Annotated in this window: 14 protein-coding genes and 1 tRNA gene; 6 read left to right on the top strand and 9 right to left on the bottom strand. The window is 67.1% G+C overall.

Annotation, left to right across the window (positions count from 1 at the left end; translation table 11 throughout):
- The first annotated feature begins 24 nt into the window (after window positions 1-24).
- Complete coding sequence (locus AO501_RS33040; protein ID WP_055579135.1) at window positions 25-309, top strand: WXG100 family type VII secretion target; 285 nt, start codon at window positions 25-27, stop codon at window positions 307-309.
- Window positions 310-451: 142 nt separating this feature from the next.
- Here the strand turns inward: AO501_RS33040 and AO501_RS33035 are convergent, their stop codons facing one another.
- Together AO501_RS33035 and AO501_RS33030 are read right to left on the bottom strand one after the other, a co-directional pair.
- Window positions 452-2,455, bottom strand: coding sequence for a TPM domain-containing protein (locus tag AO501_RS33035; protein ID WP_055581773.1), 2,004 nt, complete (start codon window positions 2,453-2,455; stop codon window positions 452-454).
- A gap of 58 nt (window positions 2,456-2,513) precedes the next feature.
- On the bottom strand, window positions 2,514-3,467 hold the full coding sequence (locus AO501_RS33030) for an esterase family protein (protein ID WP_055581772.1): 954 nt from the start codon (window positions 3,465-3,467) through the stop codon (window positions 2,514-2,516).
- A 212-nt stretch (window positions 3,468-3,679) separates the two neighbouring features.
- On the opposite strand from AO501_RS33030, the gene AO501_RS33025 reads away from it, so the two are divergent.
- Window positions 3,680-4,960, top strand: coding sequence for a deoxyguanosinetriphosphate triphosphohydrolase (locus tag AO501_RS33025; protein WP_055581771.1), 1,281 nt, complete (start codon window positions 3,680-3,682; stop codon window positions 4,958-4,960).
- Window positions 4,961-4,964: 4 nt separating this feature from the next.
- The gene (gene dnaG, locus AO501_RS33020; protein ID WP_055581770.1) at window positions 4,965-6,899 is read left to right on the top strand and encodes a DNA primase; all 1,935 of its coding nucleotides are present in this window, start codon (window positions 4,965-4,967) and stop codon (window positions 6,897-6,899) included.
- 7 nt (window positions 6,900-6,906) lie between these two features.
- Here the strand turns inward: dnaG and AO501_RS33015 are convergent, their stop codons facing one another.
- Window positions 6,907-7,197 carry a hypothetical protein gene (locus AO501_RS33015; RefSeq protein WP_055581837.1) on the bottom strand — a complete coding sequence of 97 codons (291 nt, stop codon included), beginning with the start codon at window positions 7,195-7,197 and terminating at the stop codon, window positions 6,907-6,909.
- A gap of 176 nt (window positions 7,198-7,373) precedes the next feature.
- Between AO501_RS33015 and AO501_RS33010 the strand changes: the two genes are divergently transcribed.
- Window positions 7,374-7,446, top strand: a tRNA-Asn gene (locus tag AO501_RS33010).
- Between the two features lie 23 nt (window positions 7,447-7,469).
- Here AO501_RS33010 and AO501_RS33005 read toward each other — a convergent pair.
- From AO501_RS33005 to AO501_RS32980, 6 genes are all read right to left on the bottom strand, one after another.
- Window positions 7,470-7,775, bottom strand: coding sequence for an ANTAR domain-containing protein (locus tag AO501_RS33005; RefSeq protein WP_055581769.1), 306 nt, complete (start codon window positions 7,773-7,775; stop codon window positions 7,470-7,472).
- Window positions 7,776-8,004: 229 nt separating this feature from the next.
- On the bottom strand, window positions 8,005-8,457 hold the full coding sequence (locus tag AO501_RS33000) for a DUF4395 domain-containing protein (protein ID WP_055581768.1): 453 nt from the start codon (window positions 8,455-8,457) through the stop codon (window positions 8,005-8,007).
- A gap of 22 nt (window positions 8,458-8,479) precedes the next feature.
- Window positions 8,480-8,899, bottom strand: coding sequence for a thioredoxin family protein (locus AO501_RS32995; RefSeq protein ID WP_055581767.1), 420 nt, complete (start codon window positions 8,897-8,899; stop codon window positions 8,480-8,482).
- Between the two features lie 34 nt (window positions 8,900-8,933).
- Window positions 8,934-9,641 (bottom strand): serine O-acetyltransferase, encoded by a 708-nt coding sequence (cysE, locus tag AO501_RS32990; protein WP_055581766.1) that lies wholly within the window; start codon window positions 9,639-9,641, stop codon window positions 8,934-8,936.
- A gap of 2 nt (window positions 9,642-9,643) precedes the next feature.
- Window positions 9,644-10,576 carry a cysteine synthase A gene (gene cysK / locus AO501_RS32985; protein ID WP_055581765.1) on the bottom strand — a complete coding sequence of 311 codons (933 nt, stop codon included), beginning with the start codon at window positions 10,574-10,576 and terminating at the stop codon, window positions 9,644-9,646.
- A complete protein-coding gene (locus AO501_RS32980; RefSeq protein WP_055581764.1) occupies window positions 10,573-11,856 on the bottom strand; it encodes a thioester domain-containing protein in 1,284 nt (427 codons plus the stop codon). Before AO501_RS32980 ends, cysK begins: the two co-directional genes overlap by 4 nt.
- Window positions 11,857-12,212: 356 nt before the next feature.
- Here AO501_RS32980 and AO501_RS32975 point away from each other — a divergent pair, with 356 nt between their 5' ends.
- Both AO501_RS32975 and AO501_RS32970 read left to right on the top strand, forming a co-directional pair.
- Window positions 12,213-13,148 carry a family 2A encapsulin nanocompartment shell protein gene (locus AO501_RS32975; protein WP_055581763.1) on the top strand — a complete coding sequence of 312 codons (936 nt, stop codon included), beginning with the start codon at window positions 12,213-12,215 and terminating at the stop codon, window positions 13,146-13,148.
- Complete coding sequence (locus tag AO501_RS32970) at window positions 13,135-15,009, top strand: family 2A encapsulin nanocompartment cargo protein cysteine desulfurase (protein WP_055581762.1); 1,875 nt, start codon at window positions 13,135-13,137, stop codon at window positions 15,007-15,009. The genes AO501_RS32975 and AO501_RS32970 overlap by 14 nt, the downstream gene beginning before the upstream one ends.
- Window positions 15,010-15,165: the final 156 nt, after the last annotated feature.

The following is a 15,165-nucleotide window of genomic DNA, read 5'->3' as shown; positions in this document are numbered from 1 at the left end:
TCACAAACTAAGGAGACCAGTTCAATGACCATTAACTACCAGTTCGGTGACGTCGACGCGCACGGCGCGTTGATCCGCGCACAGGCCGCCAACTTGGAGGCCGAGCACCAGGCCATCGTTCGCGATGTGCTGGCTGCCGGTGACTTCTGGGGCGGCGCCGGTTCGGTGGCTTGCCAGGAGTTCATCGCCCAGTTGGGCCGCAACTTCCAGGTGATCTACGAGCAGGCCAACGCTCACGGCCAGAAGGTCCAGAGCGCCGGCAGCAACATGGCGCAGACCGACAGCGCCGTCGGGTCCAGCTGGGCCTGATAGAAGTTCTCGGTTCGCGGCGGCGCATCGGGCCGAAACCCGGTGCGCCCGTCGTGAGCCATCTGAACTGAGCAAGACTGCGCACGCCTACCTCTTGGTGGGCGTGCGCAGTTTTTTTGTGCGGCTGGGCTGACGCGTGGGCTCAGAACCGCCCGCCGCCACCCATGAAGCCACCGCCGGATGACCCGCCCGACGTGCTCGAGGACCCGCCGAACGACGTCGGGCTCCAGCCGCCGAAACCACCTCGCAGGCCCCCGCTGAGCAGATCCCCGATGATGATGCCGCCCAGCATGGCGCCGGTGTCGCCGTCGCCCCGACGTGCATAGGCGCGCTGCGCCGCCTGGACATCGGCGTTGGCCAGCGACTGGGCCTGTGCAGCCAGCGTCGAAGCCCCGTTGGCGTACGCGATGGCTTCGGGGAGGTTGGACGACTTCCGGGCGTGCGCGGCCTCCAATTGTCTTTTGGCCTCGGCCAGCCGGGTCCGGGCTTCGGGTCCGATGCTGCCGCGCCGGGTGTCGATGTACTCGGAAACCGCATGAACCCGTGATTCGGCCGTGAAGAGCGCCTGCTCGAACGACCGACGGAGACGTTCGGCATTCGCCTGCTCCTGAGCCACCAGGGTCAGCATCTGATTGAGCTCCGCGTCGGCCTTGGACAACCGCGCGAAGGCACCCAGTGGGTCGGCGGTGCCGCGATCGCCGCCGGAGCTGTCCAGTGCCCGGGCGGCCGCGTCGCGCGCGGCGATGAGATCGCCGGTGTGCGCGGACTTGTTGCCCTGGGTCTTCTGCAACTGCTCGTTGGCCCGCTTGATCGCCGTTTGAATGTCGGCCAGCACCGACGGCAGATTCGCCACCGCCTGCCGGATGTCGCCGGCCGCACTGTCGACCGCATCGAGTAGCGAGCGGGCCTGTCCGAGAGCTGATTCGGCGGCCCGCACCGCATCTACCAGACGACTCTGCTGCCCGCTGACGGCGTGGGCGGCCAGCTCACGCGCCACGCCGATATTGCGGTCGGCGAACTCCAGGCGCTCCTTGGCGGTGGCCACATTGCCCGACACCGGAGTCAACGCGGTGGCACCGAATTCACGGTGCAATTCGGCCAGGCGTTGTTCGCCCGGATCAACCCGGGCGGTCAGCTCGACGTACTGCTGGGTCAGCGCGTCGAGCCGGGACGGGGCGTTGATCACCAGATCGCGCAACTGCTCGAACGCTTCGGTCTGCGACTCCAGTTCGCGGTCGGCATTGGCAGCCGACACGATCACCCGGGTAAGCAACTCGCGCCGTTGCGCCGGCGTCTCGGGGGTGCTGTCGTCGAGTTGCTGGCGCACCGTGAAAGCTTGGGCCAGGGCGGCTTTGGCGTTGTTCACGGCCTGGGTGAAGGGCGCGGTCCGCGCTTCGCCGAACTCGTCGATCGCCAGCGCGAGCTCGTTGGAACTGGTGCGCACCGCGTTGTCGACCTCTACCACTTTGCTCCGGGACAGCTCGTCAAGGATGTCCAGCGGAACCGCTGCCAGTGCGGTCGCGTCGGTGGGATCCACCCGCCGAGCCGCAGCCACTGCTTTGGCGCGCCGTCGGCGCGCGCGTCGGCGCATCACGAACAGCAGGATGACCACCGCGAGCACGATGGCGCCGAGCGCGGCCAGCAGCACATAACGACTCGTCGAGCTGGTCGTCTGATTGAGTCCCTGTGCGGCGGCGATCGCCGCGGCGCCCCACTGGGCGTTCCGCAGCGCGGGTTCGATCTCGTTGTGCCGCAGGTTGTCGACCTGACTCGCGGTGACGCCCTGCATCCCGTTGGGCACCAGGAAGGAGTACGCCCGACCACCGGTGGACACCGCCAGCAGCGCGTCGTAGTTGCCCAGTTCGCTGGTTCGGAAGGTGCGCTGGCCCCAGTTCTCGGCGCTCTGGCCGGAGAAGTTGTCGACATAGACCACCCAGAGCCGGATGTGCCGGTCGGTGTAGAGCCTGTCGACCGCGGCCGTGACGGCCGCGCGGTCCGCATCGCCGAGGACATGCGCGTTGTCGGTGAGGTACTCAGACAACCGGAACGGCGGCTGCGCACCGGCGGGGGGAGCCACCAGCAGCCCCCCGCCCAGCCCCACCGTCACCGTCGTCAGGAACACGCCGATCAGGCGAGCAATGCGCATACCGCTAATTAAACGTGGGCGGCCGCCTATTCAGCGACTGGCCTGTGCGCCGGGGTGATCAGCTCGACCCGCCGCCCCCGGCGCCCAGGGTGCGCTGCATGTCGCCCTTCATAGCCACCAACTGCGCGTTCCAGTAACCCCAGGCGTGCTGCCCACTGCCGTCGATGTTGAAGGTGGCGTTGTGGCCGCCGGCGGCGTTATAGGCGTTCTTGAAGTCCACGTTGCTCTGCAACACCACCTGCTCGATGATCTGGCCCGGCAGGTTGCCGCCGCCCCCGCCCAGTTCCGACGGTGTGCCATTGCCGCTGTAGACCCACAGGCGGGTGTTGTTTCCGGCCAGCCGGCCGGCCTGGACGGTGGGGTCATGACGCTGCCAGCCCGGCCCGCCGGACGGTCCCCACATGTCTTCGGGGTTGTAGCCGCCTTCGTCGTTCATCGCCAACTTGATCAGGGTGGGCCCGTTCCCGCTGGAGGGTGTCAGGTACGCCGACAAAGCACTCGCGTAAGCGAACTGGCCGGGATGGTAGGCCGCCAGAATTAATGCCGAAGATCCGGACATCGAGACACCGACCACCGCGTTGCGGGTCGATCGGACGCCCTTGCCGGCCAGGAAGCTGGGCAACTCGCTGGTCAGGAACGTCTCCCACTTGTAGGTGGCACCGTTGGCCGACCCGTACCAGTCGGCATAGAAGCTGGACCGGCCGCCGACCGGCATGACCACCGACATGCCCGAGCCCTGGTACTCGTCGAAGGCGTTCGTCTCGATGTCCCAGCCGTTGCGGTCGTCGCGCGCACGCAGGCCGTCCAGCAGATACACCGCCGGCGCACCGCCCTGCTGGAACTCCACGGTGATGTTGTGGCCCATCGCCGCGGAGGGAACCTGCAGAAATTCGGGCGCCGCCGCTCGCGCGGTCGGTTCAGTGCCGGTGATACCCAGCAGACCGGGCAGCGCCGCGGCCGCGATCGCGGCGGTGGTCAGTCGACGAATCCAATGGTGTGTGTGCTTGTGCATGGTGACTCCTCTTGCCTGGGATGCGGTCTGGCGGGCTCGCCGCGGGTGCCTCTCGCCAACCGAACTGCGTCGCGGGACGAGGCGCTCGTCCCGCCGGCCTTCTGCAACCCTGGATCCGACCCAGTGACCGGTGTGTTACCCACAACCAGGCGGGCTAACCGTCGGCAGCACTGCACGCACCCGCCAGGTTCGCCCTGGCAGACTGTGGGTCGGTGAGTACCGATCAACACGACCCCTACGACGACTTCGACCGCGCACGGCGGGTACTCGAAGCGCCGAAAACCGCGGGTCTGCCGGGTACCGAGGGTCAGCTCCGCACCGACTTCGCGCGTGATCGGGCGCGGGTGCTGCACAGCGCCGCGTTGCGCCGCCTGGCGGACAAGACGCAGGTCGTCGGGCCTCGCGAGGGTGACACTCCGCGTACCCGGCTGACCCATTCGCTCGAGGTGGCCCAGATCGGGCGCGGCATGGCGATCCCGCTGGGCTGCGACCTGGACCTCGTCGAGTTGGCCGGCCTGGCCCACGATATCGGCCACCCGCCCTACGGGCACAACGGCGAGCGGGCGCTCAACGAGGTCGCCGCCGACTACGGCGGTTTTGAGGGCAACGCGCAGAACTTTCGCATCCTCACCAGCCTTGAGCCCAAAGTGCTTGACGCACAAGGCCGCAGCGCCGGTTTGAATCTCACCCGCGCCGCTCTGGACGCGGTCACGAAATACCCGTGGGAACGGACGCAAGGGGCGCGCAAGTTCGGTTTCTACGACGACGACCGCGCCGCGGCCGAATGGGTCCGCCAGGGTGCGCCCGCGGGCCGGACCTGCCTGGAAGCCCAGGTGATGGACTGGGCCGACGACGTCGCCTATTCGGTACACGACGTCGAGGACGGCGTCGTCTCCGAACGGATCGACCTGCGCGTGCTGGCCGACGAGAACGAGGCGGCCGCCCTGGCCAAGCTGGGGGAGAGTGAGTTCCCCCGGATCAAGGCCGACGAGCTGATCCAGGCCGCGCAGCGGCTCTCGGGGCTGCCGGTGGTTGCCTCGGTCGGCAAGTACGACGCAACCCTGGCGGCCGCCGTGGCGCTCAAGCGGCTGACCAGTGAGTTGGTGGGCCGTTTCGCCACCGCGGCGATCGCTACCACCCGTGCGGCGTCCGGCCCGGGTCCGCTGGTGCGCTACCAGGCCGACCTCCAGGTGCCGGACATGGTGCGCGCCGAGGTCGCGCTGCTCAAGATCCTGGCCCTGCAGTTCATCATGTCCGACCCGCGGCATCTGGAAACCCAGGCCCAACAGCGTGAACGCATCCACCGGGTGGCGCAGTGGCTGCAAGCCGGCGCGCCGCACACCCTCGATCCGGTGTTCGCCGCGGCCTTCAACGCGGCCGCCGACGACGGTGCCCGTTTGCGGGTCATCGTCGATCAGATCGCGTCCTACACCGAGGGCCGGCTGGAACGTATCGACGCCGGCCAACTCGGCGGGCCCGCGGCCTTAGACTGAGCCCGTGGCCGGCCGGATCTCTGATCGTGATATCGCCGCCATCCGTGAACTTGCCCGCATCGAGGACGTCGTCGGCGACTACGTGCAGCTGCGCAGCGCCGGCGCGAACTCGCTCAAGGGATTGTGTCCGTTTCACAACGAGAAGTCACCGTCATTCCACGTGCGGCCCCTGAACCATCAGTTCCACTGTTTCGGGTGCGGTGAGGGCGGCGACGTGTACGCCTTCATTCAGAAGATCGAACACGTGAGCTTCGTCGAGGCCGTCGAACTGCTCGCCGACCGGGTCAGCTACACCATCACCTACACCGGTCCGGCCACCAGCGTGCAGCGCGACCGCGGCAGCCGCAGCCGCCTGATCGCGGCCAACGCCGCCGCCGCCGAGTTCTATGCGCAGGCGCTGCAGTCCGACGAGGCCGCCCCGGCCCGCAAGTACCTCACCGATCGCAGTTTCGACGCCGAGGCCGCCCGCCGGTTCGGCTGCGGCTTCGCGCCCTCGGGCTGGGAGACGCTGACAAAGCACCTGCAGCGCAAAGGTTTTGAATTCAAGGAGCTGGAGGCGGCCGGCCTGTCCCGGGAAGGCCGCCGCGGCCCGATGGACCGCTTCCACCGTCGGCTGCTGTGGCCGATTCGCACCGCCTCGGGTGAGGTCATCGGTTTCGGCGCGCGCCGGTTGTTCGACGACGACCCGATGGAAGCCAAGTACGTCAACACCCCCGAAACGCTGCTCTACAAGAAGTCGCAGGTGATGTTCGGGATCGACCTGGCCAAACGCGATATCGCCAAGGGTCACCAGGCAGTGGTCGTCGAGGGATACACCGACGTGATGGCGATGCACATGGCCGGGGTCACCACCGCGGTGGCGTCCTGCGGCACTGCGTTCGGCGACGACCACCTGGCCATGCTGCGCCGGCTGATGATGGACGACAGTTTCTTCCGCGGCGAACTGATCTACGTTTTCGACGGCGACGAAGCCGGCAAGGCCGCGGCGCTCAAGGCTTTCGGCGGCGAACAGAACCTGGCCGGCCAGTCGTTCGTGGCGGTCGCGCCCGACGGCATGGACCCGTGCGACCTGCGGCTGAAATCCGGTGACGGCGCGCTGCGTGACCTGGTGGCCCGCCGAACCCCGTTGTTCGAGTTCGCGATTCGCACCGCTCTCGGCGAAGTGGACCTGGACAGCGCCGAGGGTAGGGTAGCCGCCCTGCGCCGGTGCGTGCCGATGGTGGGTCAGATCAAAGACTCGACGCTGCGCGACGAGTACGCACGGCAGCTGGCCGGCTGGGTCGGTTGGGACGACGTCGCCCAGGTCGTCGACCGGGTGCGCAGCCAGGCCAAGAAGTCGCCGGCTGGCGGAGCGGCCGGCACCGGCACCAGAACTGCGCGCCGCGGCGCGCAACAGCCCGCTCAGACGGCGCCTGACGCGGTCGGTGCGGCGTCGGCCGCCGCCCGTCCCGACCCGCGTGACCCGACGCTGTGGCCGCAGCGTGAGGCCCTCAAATCGGCATTGCAGTTCCCGGCGCTGGCCGGCCCGGTGTTCGACACCCTGACGGTCGAGAGCTTCACCCACCCCGGCTACGCGGCCGTGCGGGCCGCCATCGAGGCGGCCGGTGGCACCTCGACCGGAGTCAGCGGGGCGCAATGGCTGGACATGGTGCGCCAGCACACCAACTCGGCGCTTACCGCCGGTCTGGTCAGCGAACTGGGGGTCGAGAGCATCAACGCCGAAGACGAGCAACTGCCCCGGTACATCTCCGGGGTGCTGGCCCGGCTGCAGGAGGTCTGGATGGGCCGCCAGATCGCCGAGGTGAAGTCCAAGCTGCAGCGCATGTCACCGATCGAGCAGGGCGACGAATACCACGCGCTGTTCGGCGACCTGGTCGCCATGGAGGCTTACCGGCGCAGCCTGCTGGAGCAGGCCAGCGGCAACGATCTCACCGCCTGAGTGCGCTTCAGCGCGCGGCGTTCACCCGCGGAGCGACGACCTCGACGTCGTCCACCTCGTCGCCAGCTGCCCGGTGCTCCATGACGGCCGTCTGGCTGTCGATCTCGGTCAGCGTCACGAAACCCGTATCGGGGGAGATGCGGTTGGCGATCTTGCGCCGGCCTCCCTCGATCATCGATCTGGCGACGGGGCTGCCGGTCAGCGCACGGTAGGTGCCGGCGATCTGCTCATAACGGCGGCGTCCGGCCTTGGTGCCCAGCACGTAGCCCACGCCCAACACGGCGACATACCCGATCAAAGCGATCCCTCCGAGAAGAAGTGCGTTCGTTCCATCCTGCCTCATCCGTCCGGAAAGTGGCGTGCCCGATCCTTGCGGCTGCCCCGACATGGGTCAGCTGGTGCCGGTTGGCTGCGGGCGCGGCCAGTACGCTAGAGTCGTCCCGCGGTCAGCACCAGCGTTCGCTGGACTGATAGTCCCCTGTAGCTCAACTGGCAGAGCATTCGGCTGTTAACCGAAGGGTTGAAGGTTCGAGTCCTTCCGGGGGAGCCGACGGTCGTCGTGATCGGTCTTCACAGCCATCTGTTGACCGGGCGCCGCTTGGAAGCTCCGGCGGCTTCTGTGAGGAATTCCTCGCCCCATTCGCGCTGGGCGCCCTGCTCTGCCGCCGCACCGGCGGGCTGGGCGTTGGCGTGCCGGCCGGCCAGGTTGACCAGTGCTCCGCCCATGGCGAACAGTGGAACCTGTTGTCGTTCGCTGGCGCTCAGCAATTCGCGGAACGCGGTCTGGGTGCTGCAGCGGCGCCACCCGACCAGGATCCCCACGGCCATGTCGATCGCCCGGGTGCTCTGGCCTTCGTCGTTGTGAGCCTCGCTCATGTCTGGACGTCCTGTCGTTGGAGGAGTCAGCGAAAACGTTGCGCTGCAACGTGTTAGGAAAATCGCTGAATTGGCGTCAGGTGATCGGCAGACAACAACACAACAAATCGGCCCCCGGCATCACCCCACAATAGGCCATCCGGGTCGGGGTCAGCACGATCGACCAGCTTTGGCGCACCAGAGGTTTTTCCCTTGCCAAAGTGGTTCCGCGACCGAGGGATTCGCGTTGTTACGCGGCGGGGGCACGCCGGAATCGGGCGACCAAGGGGTACATCTGGCAGCCCAGGCAGATGCCGAAGGCGGCGTTGAGAAACGCGGCGAACAGGGCGAAGGCGGTCGCCACCACGCCGACCAGCTGCAAACCGGCCGCGAAACCGAGCACTCCGATGACCGCGAAGATCAGCCCGACGAGCTGGGCGAACTTCAGCGGCGCCACCGGCTCGCGTTCGCTGACCGGACTCAGTCGCGGTGCCACCAGCTTGGCGAACAACAACCCGTACGGGCTGTTGCGCGGGCCGCGGACGGCGCTGATCGCGAAGACAACGGCCTGCGCAGCCAGAATCACCGCGGCGGCGCGGGAGCTGACCACCGACACCAAAAGAGTCACCACCAGCACCGTGGTGGTGATCCACGCCGCGAAACGCGGACCACGGACGTCTACTTGGCTGATATCGGACGACATCAACTGCTCCTTTCGCTGAAACTCATACCCTCAGTGGCTGCAGGGCCGTCTGCAGGTCGACGGCTTTGGGGACGCCGGCGGTGCGGTAGCGCTGCTGTCCTTGCGCGTCAAAGATGAACGTGGTGGGCAGCGACAGCACCGACAGGCGTTTGGCGGCGGTCGGGTTCGCGTCGATGTCCAGTTCGACGTGCGCCACGTCGGGAAGTTCGGCGCACACCTGATCGACCACACGTCGTACCGCGGCGCACGGCCCACACCAGTCGGCACTGAAATGCAGGATCGTCGGACCCGTCTCCGACAGACCCAGGTCGGAGTTGTCCTGTCCGGCGCCGTCCTTGGCCTCTCGGAGCACGCCCGAGCGCTGGTTCACCACGCAGCCGATCAGGCAGGCCGCAACCAGGGCCGCAGCGATTGCCAATCCGGCGATGACGACAGAACTCACGAGCGCACCAACACTTTTTTCAACCTGATATTCCCTAGATGGAGAAGTCCTCGCCGTACCAGACGCCCGCCTCCGGCGGACGGATGACACGGTCGGTCGGTGCGCCCGGCTGTTGGCCGTTCGGCGCTCCTGACTTGCTGCCCTCCAGCCGGGCCACCCTGGTGAGCAGCGACTTCAGGCTGACACCTACCAGGTCCGGCAGCTTCGATTCGTCCTCGCTGGCCGGGCCCGGACGGCTGACGATCTGTCCCGGAACGCCGACCACCACCGCGCTGGCCGGCACCTCCTTGACCACGACGGAGTTCGCGCCGATCCGGCTGTCATCACCGATCTTGATCGCGCCGAGCACCTTGGCTCCCGCCCCGATGGTCACCCGGTCACCGATGGTGGGATGGCGTTTGCCCCGATCGCGGCCGGTGCCGCCGAGAGTGACGCCGTGGAAGATGGTGACGTCCTCGCCGACCTCCGCGGTTTCCCCGATCACCACGCCGGTCGCGTGGTCGATGAACAGTCCCGGGCCCAGCGTGGCCCCGGGGTGGATCTCGACGCCGGTAAGGATCCGGGTGAACTCCGCCAACGTCCGCGCCAGCAGCCGCCTGCCGCGCTGCCACAGCCAGTGATTGATCCGGTGGCCCCATACCGCGTGCACACCGGGGTAGGCGAAGATCACCTCAAGTGCCGTGGGCTCGGCCGGATCTCGCTCCCTGGCCACTCGAATGTCGCGCCGTATCGCGTCCAGCATGGTTAGTCGCTCAGATCGGAGAACAGGACGGTGCTGAGATAGCGCTCGCCGGATGAGGGCAGGACGACGACGACGAGCTTGCCCGCGTTCTCGGGCCGCCGGGCCACCTCCAGGGCGGCCGCCACGGCCGCTCCCGAGGAGATGCCGACCAATAGTCCCTCTTCGGCGGCGAGCCGCCGGGCCAGGGTCAGGGCGTCCTCGTTCTCGACGGTCACGACCTCGTCGACCAGCCCCATGTCCAGCACCGGTGGAACGAACCCGGCGCCGATGCCCTGAATCGGGTGCGGCCCCTTCTGGCCGCCGGACAACACCGGCGACGCGGCCGGCTCCACGGCGACGAACTGCACCGATGGCTTGCGTTCCTTGATGGTCTGCGCGACGCCGGTGATGGTGCCGCCGGTTCCGACGCCCGCCACGAAGATGTCGATCTTGCCGTCGGTGTCCTTCCAGATCTCCTCCGCCGTGGTGACGGCGTGGACGGCCGGGTTCGCCGGGTTCTCGAACTGCTGCGGCATGAAGTAGCGCTGGTCGCTCTTGGCGAGCTCCTCGGCCTTGGCGATCGCCCCGGCCATCCCCTCGGAGCCTGGTGTCAGCACCAGCTCGGCACCGTAGGCCCGCAACAGGATCCGGCGCTCGGTGCTCATCGTCTCCGGCATGGTCAGCACGCACTTGTAACCGCGCGCGGCGGCCACCATGGCCAGCGCGATGCCGGTGTTTCCGCTGGTGGGCTCGACAATGATGGTGTCGGGCTTGATCAGGCCCGCTTTCTCGGCGGCGTCGATCATCGCGACGCCGATGCGGTCCTTCACACTGCCACCGGGATTGAACGACTCGAGCTTTGCGACCACATCGGCCACCGCCCCGTCGGTGACTTTTCGCAATCGCACCAGGGGGGTGTTGCCGATCAGTTGTGTGATGTTCTCCGCGATGGTCATCCACATTCTCCAACGACGTCGGGGCAGGGCTGGTCGGCATCCCAGGTGATGTCGAACTCAATTGTCACGCGTGTGGGGGTGGTGAGGGCAACCGGCGTCAGACGGTGGGATGGCCCTGCTAGCGCGACCCCGGTCACGACTCGTCCACTGAGTAGATCGGACGTGGTTGCCGTCAGTCTTATTCCCGGGCTACCCGGAGTGAAACGCAGATAGAAGTCGGTCCCCGGTTCGATCGTCCCGGAGATCGACGCTCCGTCGGCGTCGACGAGCGCGTGCTCGCCAGTAGCGCTGACCGCCAGCGGGACGCTGACCTGGAAAGGACCGACGAGGTCGTGGTCAACTACTGCGGCAGTGTCGATCAGCGGTTCCCGGGTCGCCCGCAAAGCCGTGTACGCGCCGGCCAACAGATAGTTGTAGAGGTGCACGGTGCGGTCACTGTTGCGGTAGTGCCCGGTGCCGGTGAGCCAGAAGTCGACATGGTCGATCGCGGGTGCGCCGGCGGCTTCAGAGCTGACGAATCGGTAGTACCGGTAGCCGCTGCTACCGAGGCCGTGGCTGCTACTGGACAAGGTGCTGCCAACACCGAGGGTGCGCTGGTAGCGGCCCCTGCCGGCGTCCACGGCCAACTGCGAACCGGACACGTCCTGCCAGGCCACGCCGTCTGCCGATTTCTGCAGTCGGACGCTGAACGGGACCTCTGACGAGGACCACAACGAAAAGCCGCCGAGCTGCGGTTGCCCCTGAAACTCGAAGGTGAGCACCCCGCGGCCGCGGTGTACCGCGATGGGTGCGTGCAGGGGTCGGGTGTCCAGGGCCAGGCCGTTGGTGAAGTGCCAGATCGCGGCTTGGGTACCGGCGATGGCTTCGTGTTCGCTGATGTTGGACGCGCCGAGCGGGTAACCGGCCTCGCGTAACCGCCGGCTGAGCTCGACGGTGGAGCGCATCGGGAAGGAGTGCCGCAATATCCATTCGACCTCGGCCTCGCAGCCGCGGGTGCGCAGATGCGGCAGCGCCGACCAGGTACCGAGCTGATAGGGCGACGGGTGGTGCGGCGCGATGCCGGCAAAGTCCAGGGAGTACGCCTGCAGGTTGGGATTGAGCCTGATCAGATCGGTGCGGGCGGTGCTGCCGTCGGTGAAAACGATCTTGTCGACCGTGTGGGAATAGGTGCCGCCGCGGTACCGGGTCATGCGTGGCGGCTCGGCCGCCGGACGCACCCGCACACGTTTGCGGGTCGCGACCGGCGCCGGAGTACGGGTGGGTATGGACAAAACAGTCATGGATAGTTGCTCTTCCTGAGGGCAGATAGCGCGCGACATCACCGAATTACGGCGGAGCGCGGTGATTTCTGGACGGTCAGATTTCGTCAGGAATCAACAGGAACAACAACAACAACAGTTCATGGCGGAACAGCGCGTGCGGACAAAACGCTGCTGGACGGCCTGTTGCATGGGGTCCACTATAAAGCATGCGCGAAATGTCGTGGTTCGGCTCAGTCGCGTTTTTAACCCTTGGCGGGTGTGCACGCGCCTACGTAGGCTCGGCGCGCATTCGCGCAACCGGTGCGGCATGATGACTTCTCTGTTTGAAGGCCGTGCACTCGGCGCGTGTCCGACCACAGACGGAAAGGACGACCATGACTTCTTCAGCTCAGGGGTCGCAGAACGAGTCTCAAGCGCTGGGTGACCTCGCGGCCCGCCAGCTCGCCAACGCCACCAAGACAGTCCCGCAGCTCTCCACCATCACGCCGCGCTGGCTGTTGCACCTGCTGAGCTGGGTGCCGGTGGAAGCCGGCATCTACCGGGTCAACCGCGTGATCAACCCCGATCAGGTCGCCGTCAAGGCCGAGGCCGGCGCCAGCGTCGACGAGCCGTTGCCCGAGACGTACGTCGACTACGAGACCAGCCCGCGCGAGTACACGCTGCGGACCATTTCCACGCTGCTCGACATCCACACCCGGGTCTCCGACCTCTATTCCAGCCCGCACGACCAGATCGCTCAGCAGCTGCGGCTGACCATCGAGACCATCAAGGAGCGCCAGGAGTTCGAGCTGGTCAACAGCCCCGAGTACGGGCTGTTGGCGCAGGCGACCCCGGAGCAGACCATTCAGACGCTGGTCGGTGCACCGACCCCCGATGACCTGGACGCTCTGATCACCAAGGTGTGGAAGACGCCGAGCTTCTTTCTGACCCACCCGCTGGGCGTCGCCGCGTTCGGCCGCGAAGCTACTTACCGCGGCGTGCCCCCGGTGGTGGTGAGCCTCTTCGGCGCCCAGTTCATCACCTGGCGCGGCATCCCGATCATTCCGTCGGACAAGGTGCCCGTCGAGGACGGCAAAACCAAGATCATCCTGGTGCGCACCGGTGAGGAGCGCCAGGGCGTCGTGGGTCTGTTCCAGCCGGGCCTGGTCGGTGAGCAGGCCCCGGGTCTGTCGGTGCGGTTCACCGGCATCAACAAGTCGGCCATCGCGACCTACCTGGTCACGCTGTACACGTCCCTGGCCGTGCTCACCGACGATGCTCTGGCTGTGCTCGACGACGTCGCGGTGGACCAGTTCCATGAGTACAAGTGAGTACCGCTCGGTAGACGCCGAAAGCGACCTTCCGGTCAGCGCCGCAGAGCTGGCGGCGCTGGCCAGCCAGCTGTACGCGGCCAGCATCCGGCCGGGTCCGGACAGTCCGCCGCAGTCGGTGCCCGTCGCTCCCCGCGGGAGTGTCCCGGATACCACAGCTGCCACGTCGGCGGGAGCGACGGCTTTCGGGACGTCCGATGCGCTGCCGAACCCCGTGCCGTTCATCGGCGTCTCCAACATCTATCTCCCGGCGCCGACGTCGCCCGGGCCGGAACCCCTCCCGCCGGAGACGGTGCCGGTTGCGCCCCGCGGGAACGTTCCGGACACCACCGCCGTACCGTCGGCGGCACAAGCTGCCGCGTCGGTGGCGGACCCCTTCCTGCCCGGTGATTTCAGCGCGTTCGCCGTACCGACAACGGGCTTCGTGCCGACCGTTCCCGGCGTGCTGGCCGGCGCGCCGCCCACCGCCCCGGTGGCGCCGCGCGGTTCGGCACCGGGGTGGCCACAGGAGGCGCCGTCCGTCGTCGATCTGGGCTGGTCTGACGCGCCCGCCGCCGAGCTGACGGGCGACGAGTCGAACTATCACTTCCTCACCGTCTCCGAACCGGTGCCGCAGCTACCGGACGAACACGAGGTGTTCGATGTCAATGCGGTGCGGGCCGACTTCCCGATCCTCAAGGAGACGGTCAACGGCAAGCCGCTGATCTGGTTCGACAACGCCGCCACCACCCAGAAGCCGCAAGCGGTCATCGACCGGTTGTCGTACTTCTACACCCACGAGAACTCCAACATCCACCGCGCCGCGCACGAACTCGCCGCGCGGGCCACCGACGCCTACGAAGAGGCCCGCGACACGGTACGGCGGTTCATCGGCGCGCCGAAGTCCGAGCAGAACATCTTCGTGCGCGGCACCACCGAGGCGATCAATCTGGTCGCCTATGCCTGGGGCGGCAAGCACCTGAAGCCGGGCGACGAGATCGTCATCACCCATCTGGAGCACCACGCCAACATCGTTCCCTGGCAACTGGTTTCGCAGCAGACCGGCGCGGTCCTCAAGGTGGCGCCGGTGGATGACGCCGGCAACCTGCTGCTGTCGGAGTTCGAAGACCTGCTCGGTCCGAAGACCAAACTCGTTGCCGCGACTCAGGTTTCGAACGCGTTGGGCACCGTGACGCCGGTCGAGAAGATCGTGGCGCTGGGCCACCGGTACGGCGCGCGGGTGCTGATCGATGGCGCGCAGTCGATTCCGCATCTGCCGATCGACGTCGCTGAGCTCGGGGTGGACTTCTTCGTGTTCTCCGGGCACAAGATCTACGGCCCGACCGGCATCGGGGTGCTGTACGGGAGCGAGGAGGCGCTGGCCGAGACGCCGCCGTGGCAGGGCGGCGGCAACATGATCGCCGACGTCACGCTGGAACGCTCGCTGTACCAGGGTTTGCCCAACAAGTTCGAGGCAGGCACCGGAAACATCGCTGACGCGGTCGGTCTGGGCGAGGCGCTGCGCTACGTCGAGAAAGTGGGCATCGAACGCATATCCGCCTACGAGCACGCTCTACTCGAGTATGCGACGCCGCGACTGGCCGACATCCCGGGTGTGCGCCTGGTGGGCACCGCGGACGAGAAGGCGAGTGTGTTGTCGTTCGTACTGGCCGGGCATGAGCCACTCGAGGTGGGCAAGGCCCTGAACGCCGAAGGCATCGCGGTACGTGCCGGACATCACTGTGCACAACCGATCCTGCGCCGCTACGGTCTGGAGGCGACCGTGCGTCCCTCATTCGCGTTCTACAACACCTATGAGGAGCTCGATGTATTTCTGCGCGCAGTGCGCCGCATTGCCGAAGGCGGCACGACCGTAGGCTGAATCCCGCGCGCATTTGACAGTTGATTTCCCGCTGATTGCAAAGCTGGGATCCATTTCGGGTTGCTCGTAAGCTGGCGACGTGATTCTATCTGCATTCAGGCGGCGCGACGTGGCTCCACTCTCGGATGCTGTTAAGTTGTTGCAGGCCAAGGGATT

Origin of the sequence: Mycobacterium gordonae, assembly GCF_001417955.2 — a bacterium.
In the GTDB taxonomy this organism is placed as follows: domain Bacteria; phylum Actinomycetota; class Actinomycetes; order Mycobacteriales; family Mycobacteriaceae; genus Mycobacterium; species Mycobacterium gordonae_B.
The sequence above is the reverse complement of the archived record's forward strand: the minus strand, read 5'-3'. Positions and strand labels throughout refer to the sequence as shown.

Bases quoted from the DNA above. Each gene is read 5' to 3' on its own strand.
- AO501_RS33040 (WP_055579135.1), top strand. From the start codon at position 25: ATGACCATTAACTACCAGTTCGGTGACGTCGACGCGCACGGCGCGTTG.
- AO501_RS33035 (WP_055581773.1), bottom strand. From the start codon at position 2,455: ATGCGCATTGCTCGCCTGATCGGCGTGTTCCTGACGACGGTGACGGTG.
- AO501_RS33030 (WP_055581772.1), bottom strand. From the start codon at position 3,467: ATGCACAAGCACACACACCATTGGATTCGTCGACTGACCACCGCCGCG.
- AO501_RS33005 (WP_055581769.1), bottom strand. From the start codon at position 7,775: ATGAGCGAGGCTCACAACGACGAAGGCCAGAGCACCCGGGCGATCGAC.
- AO501_RS33000 (WP_055581768.1), bottom strand. From the start codon at position 8,457: ATGTCGTCCGATATCAGCCAAGTAGACGTCCGTGGTCCGCGTTTCGCG.
- cysE (WP_055581766.1), bottom strand. From the start codon at position 9,641: ATGCTGGACGCGATACGGCGCGACATTCGAGTGGCCAGGGAGCGAGAT.
- cysK (WP_055581765.1), bottom strand. From the start codon at position 10,576: ATGACCATCGCGGAGAACATCACACAACTGATCGGCAACACCCCCCTG.
- AO501_RS32980 (WP_055581764.1), bottom strand. From the start codon at position 11,856: ATGACTGTTTTGTCCATACCCACCCGTACTCCGGCGCCGGTCGCGACC.
- AO501_RS32975 (WP_055581763.1), top strand. From the start codon at position 12,213: ATGACTTCTTCAGCTCAGGGGTCGCAGAACGAGTCTCAAGCGCTGGGT.
- AO501_RS32970 (WP_055581762.1), top strand. From the start codon at position 13,135: ATGAGTACAAGTGAGTACCGCTCGGTAGACGCCGAAAGCGACCTTCCG.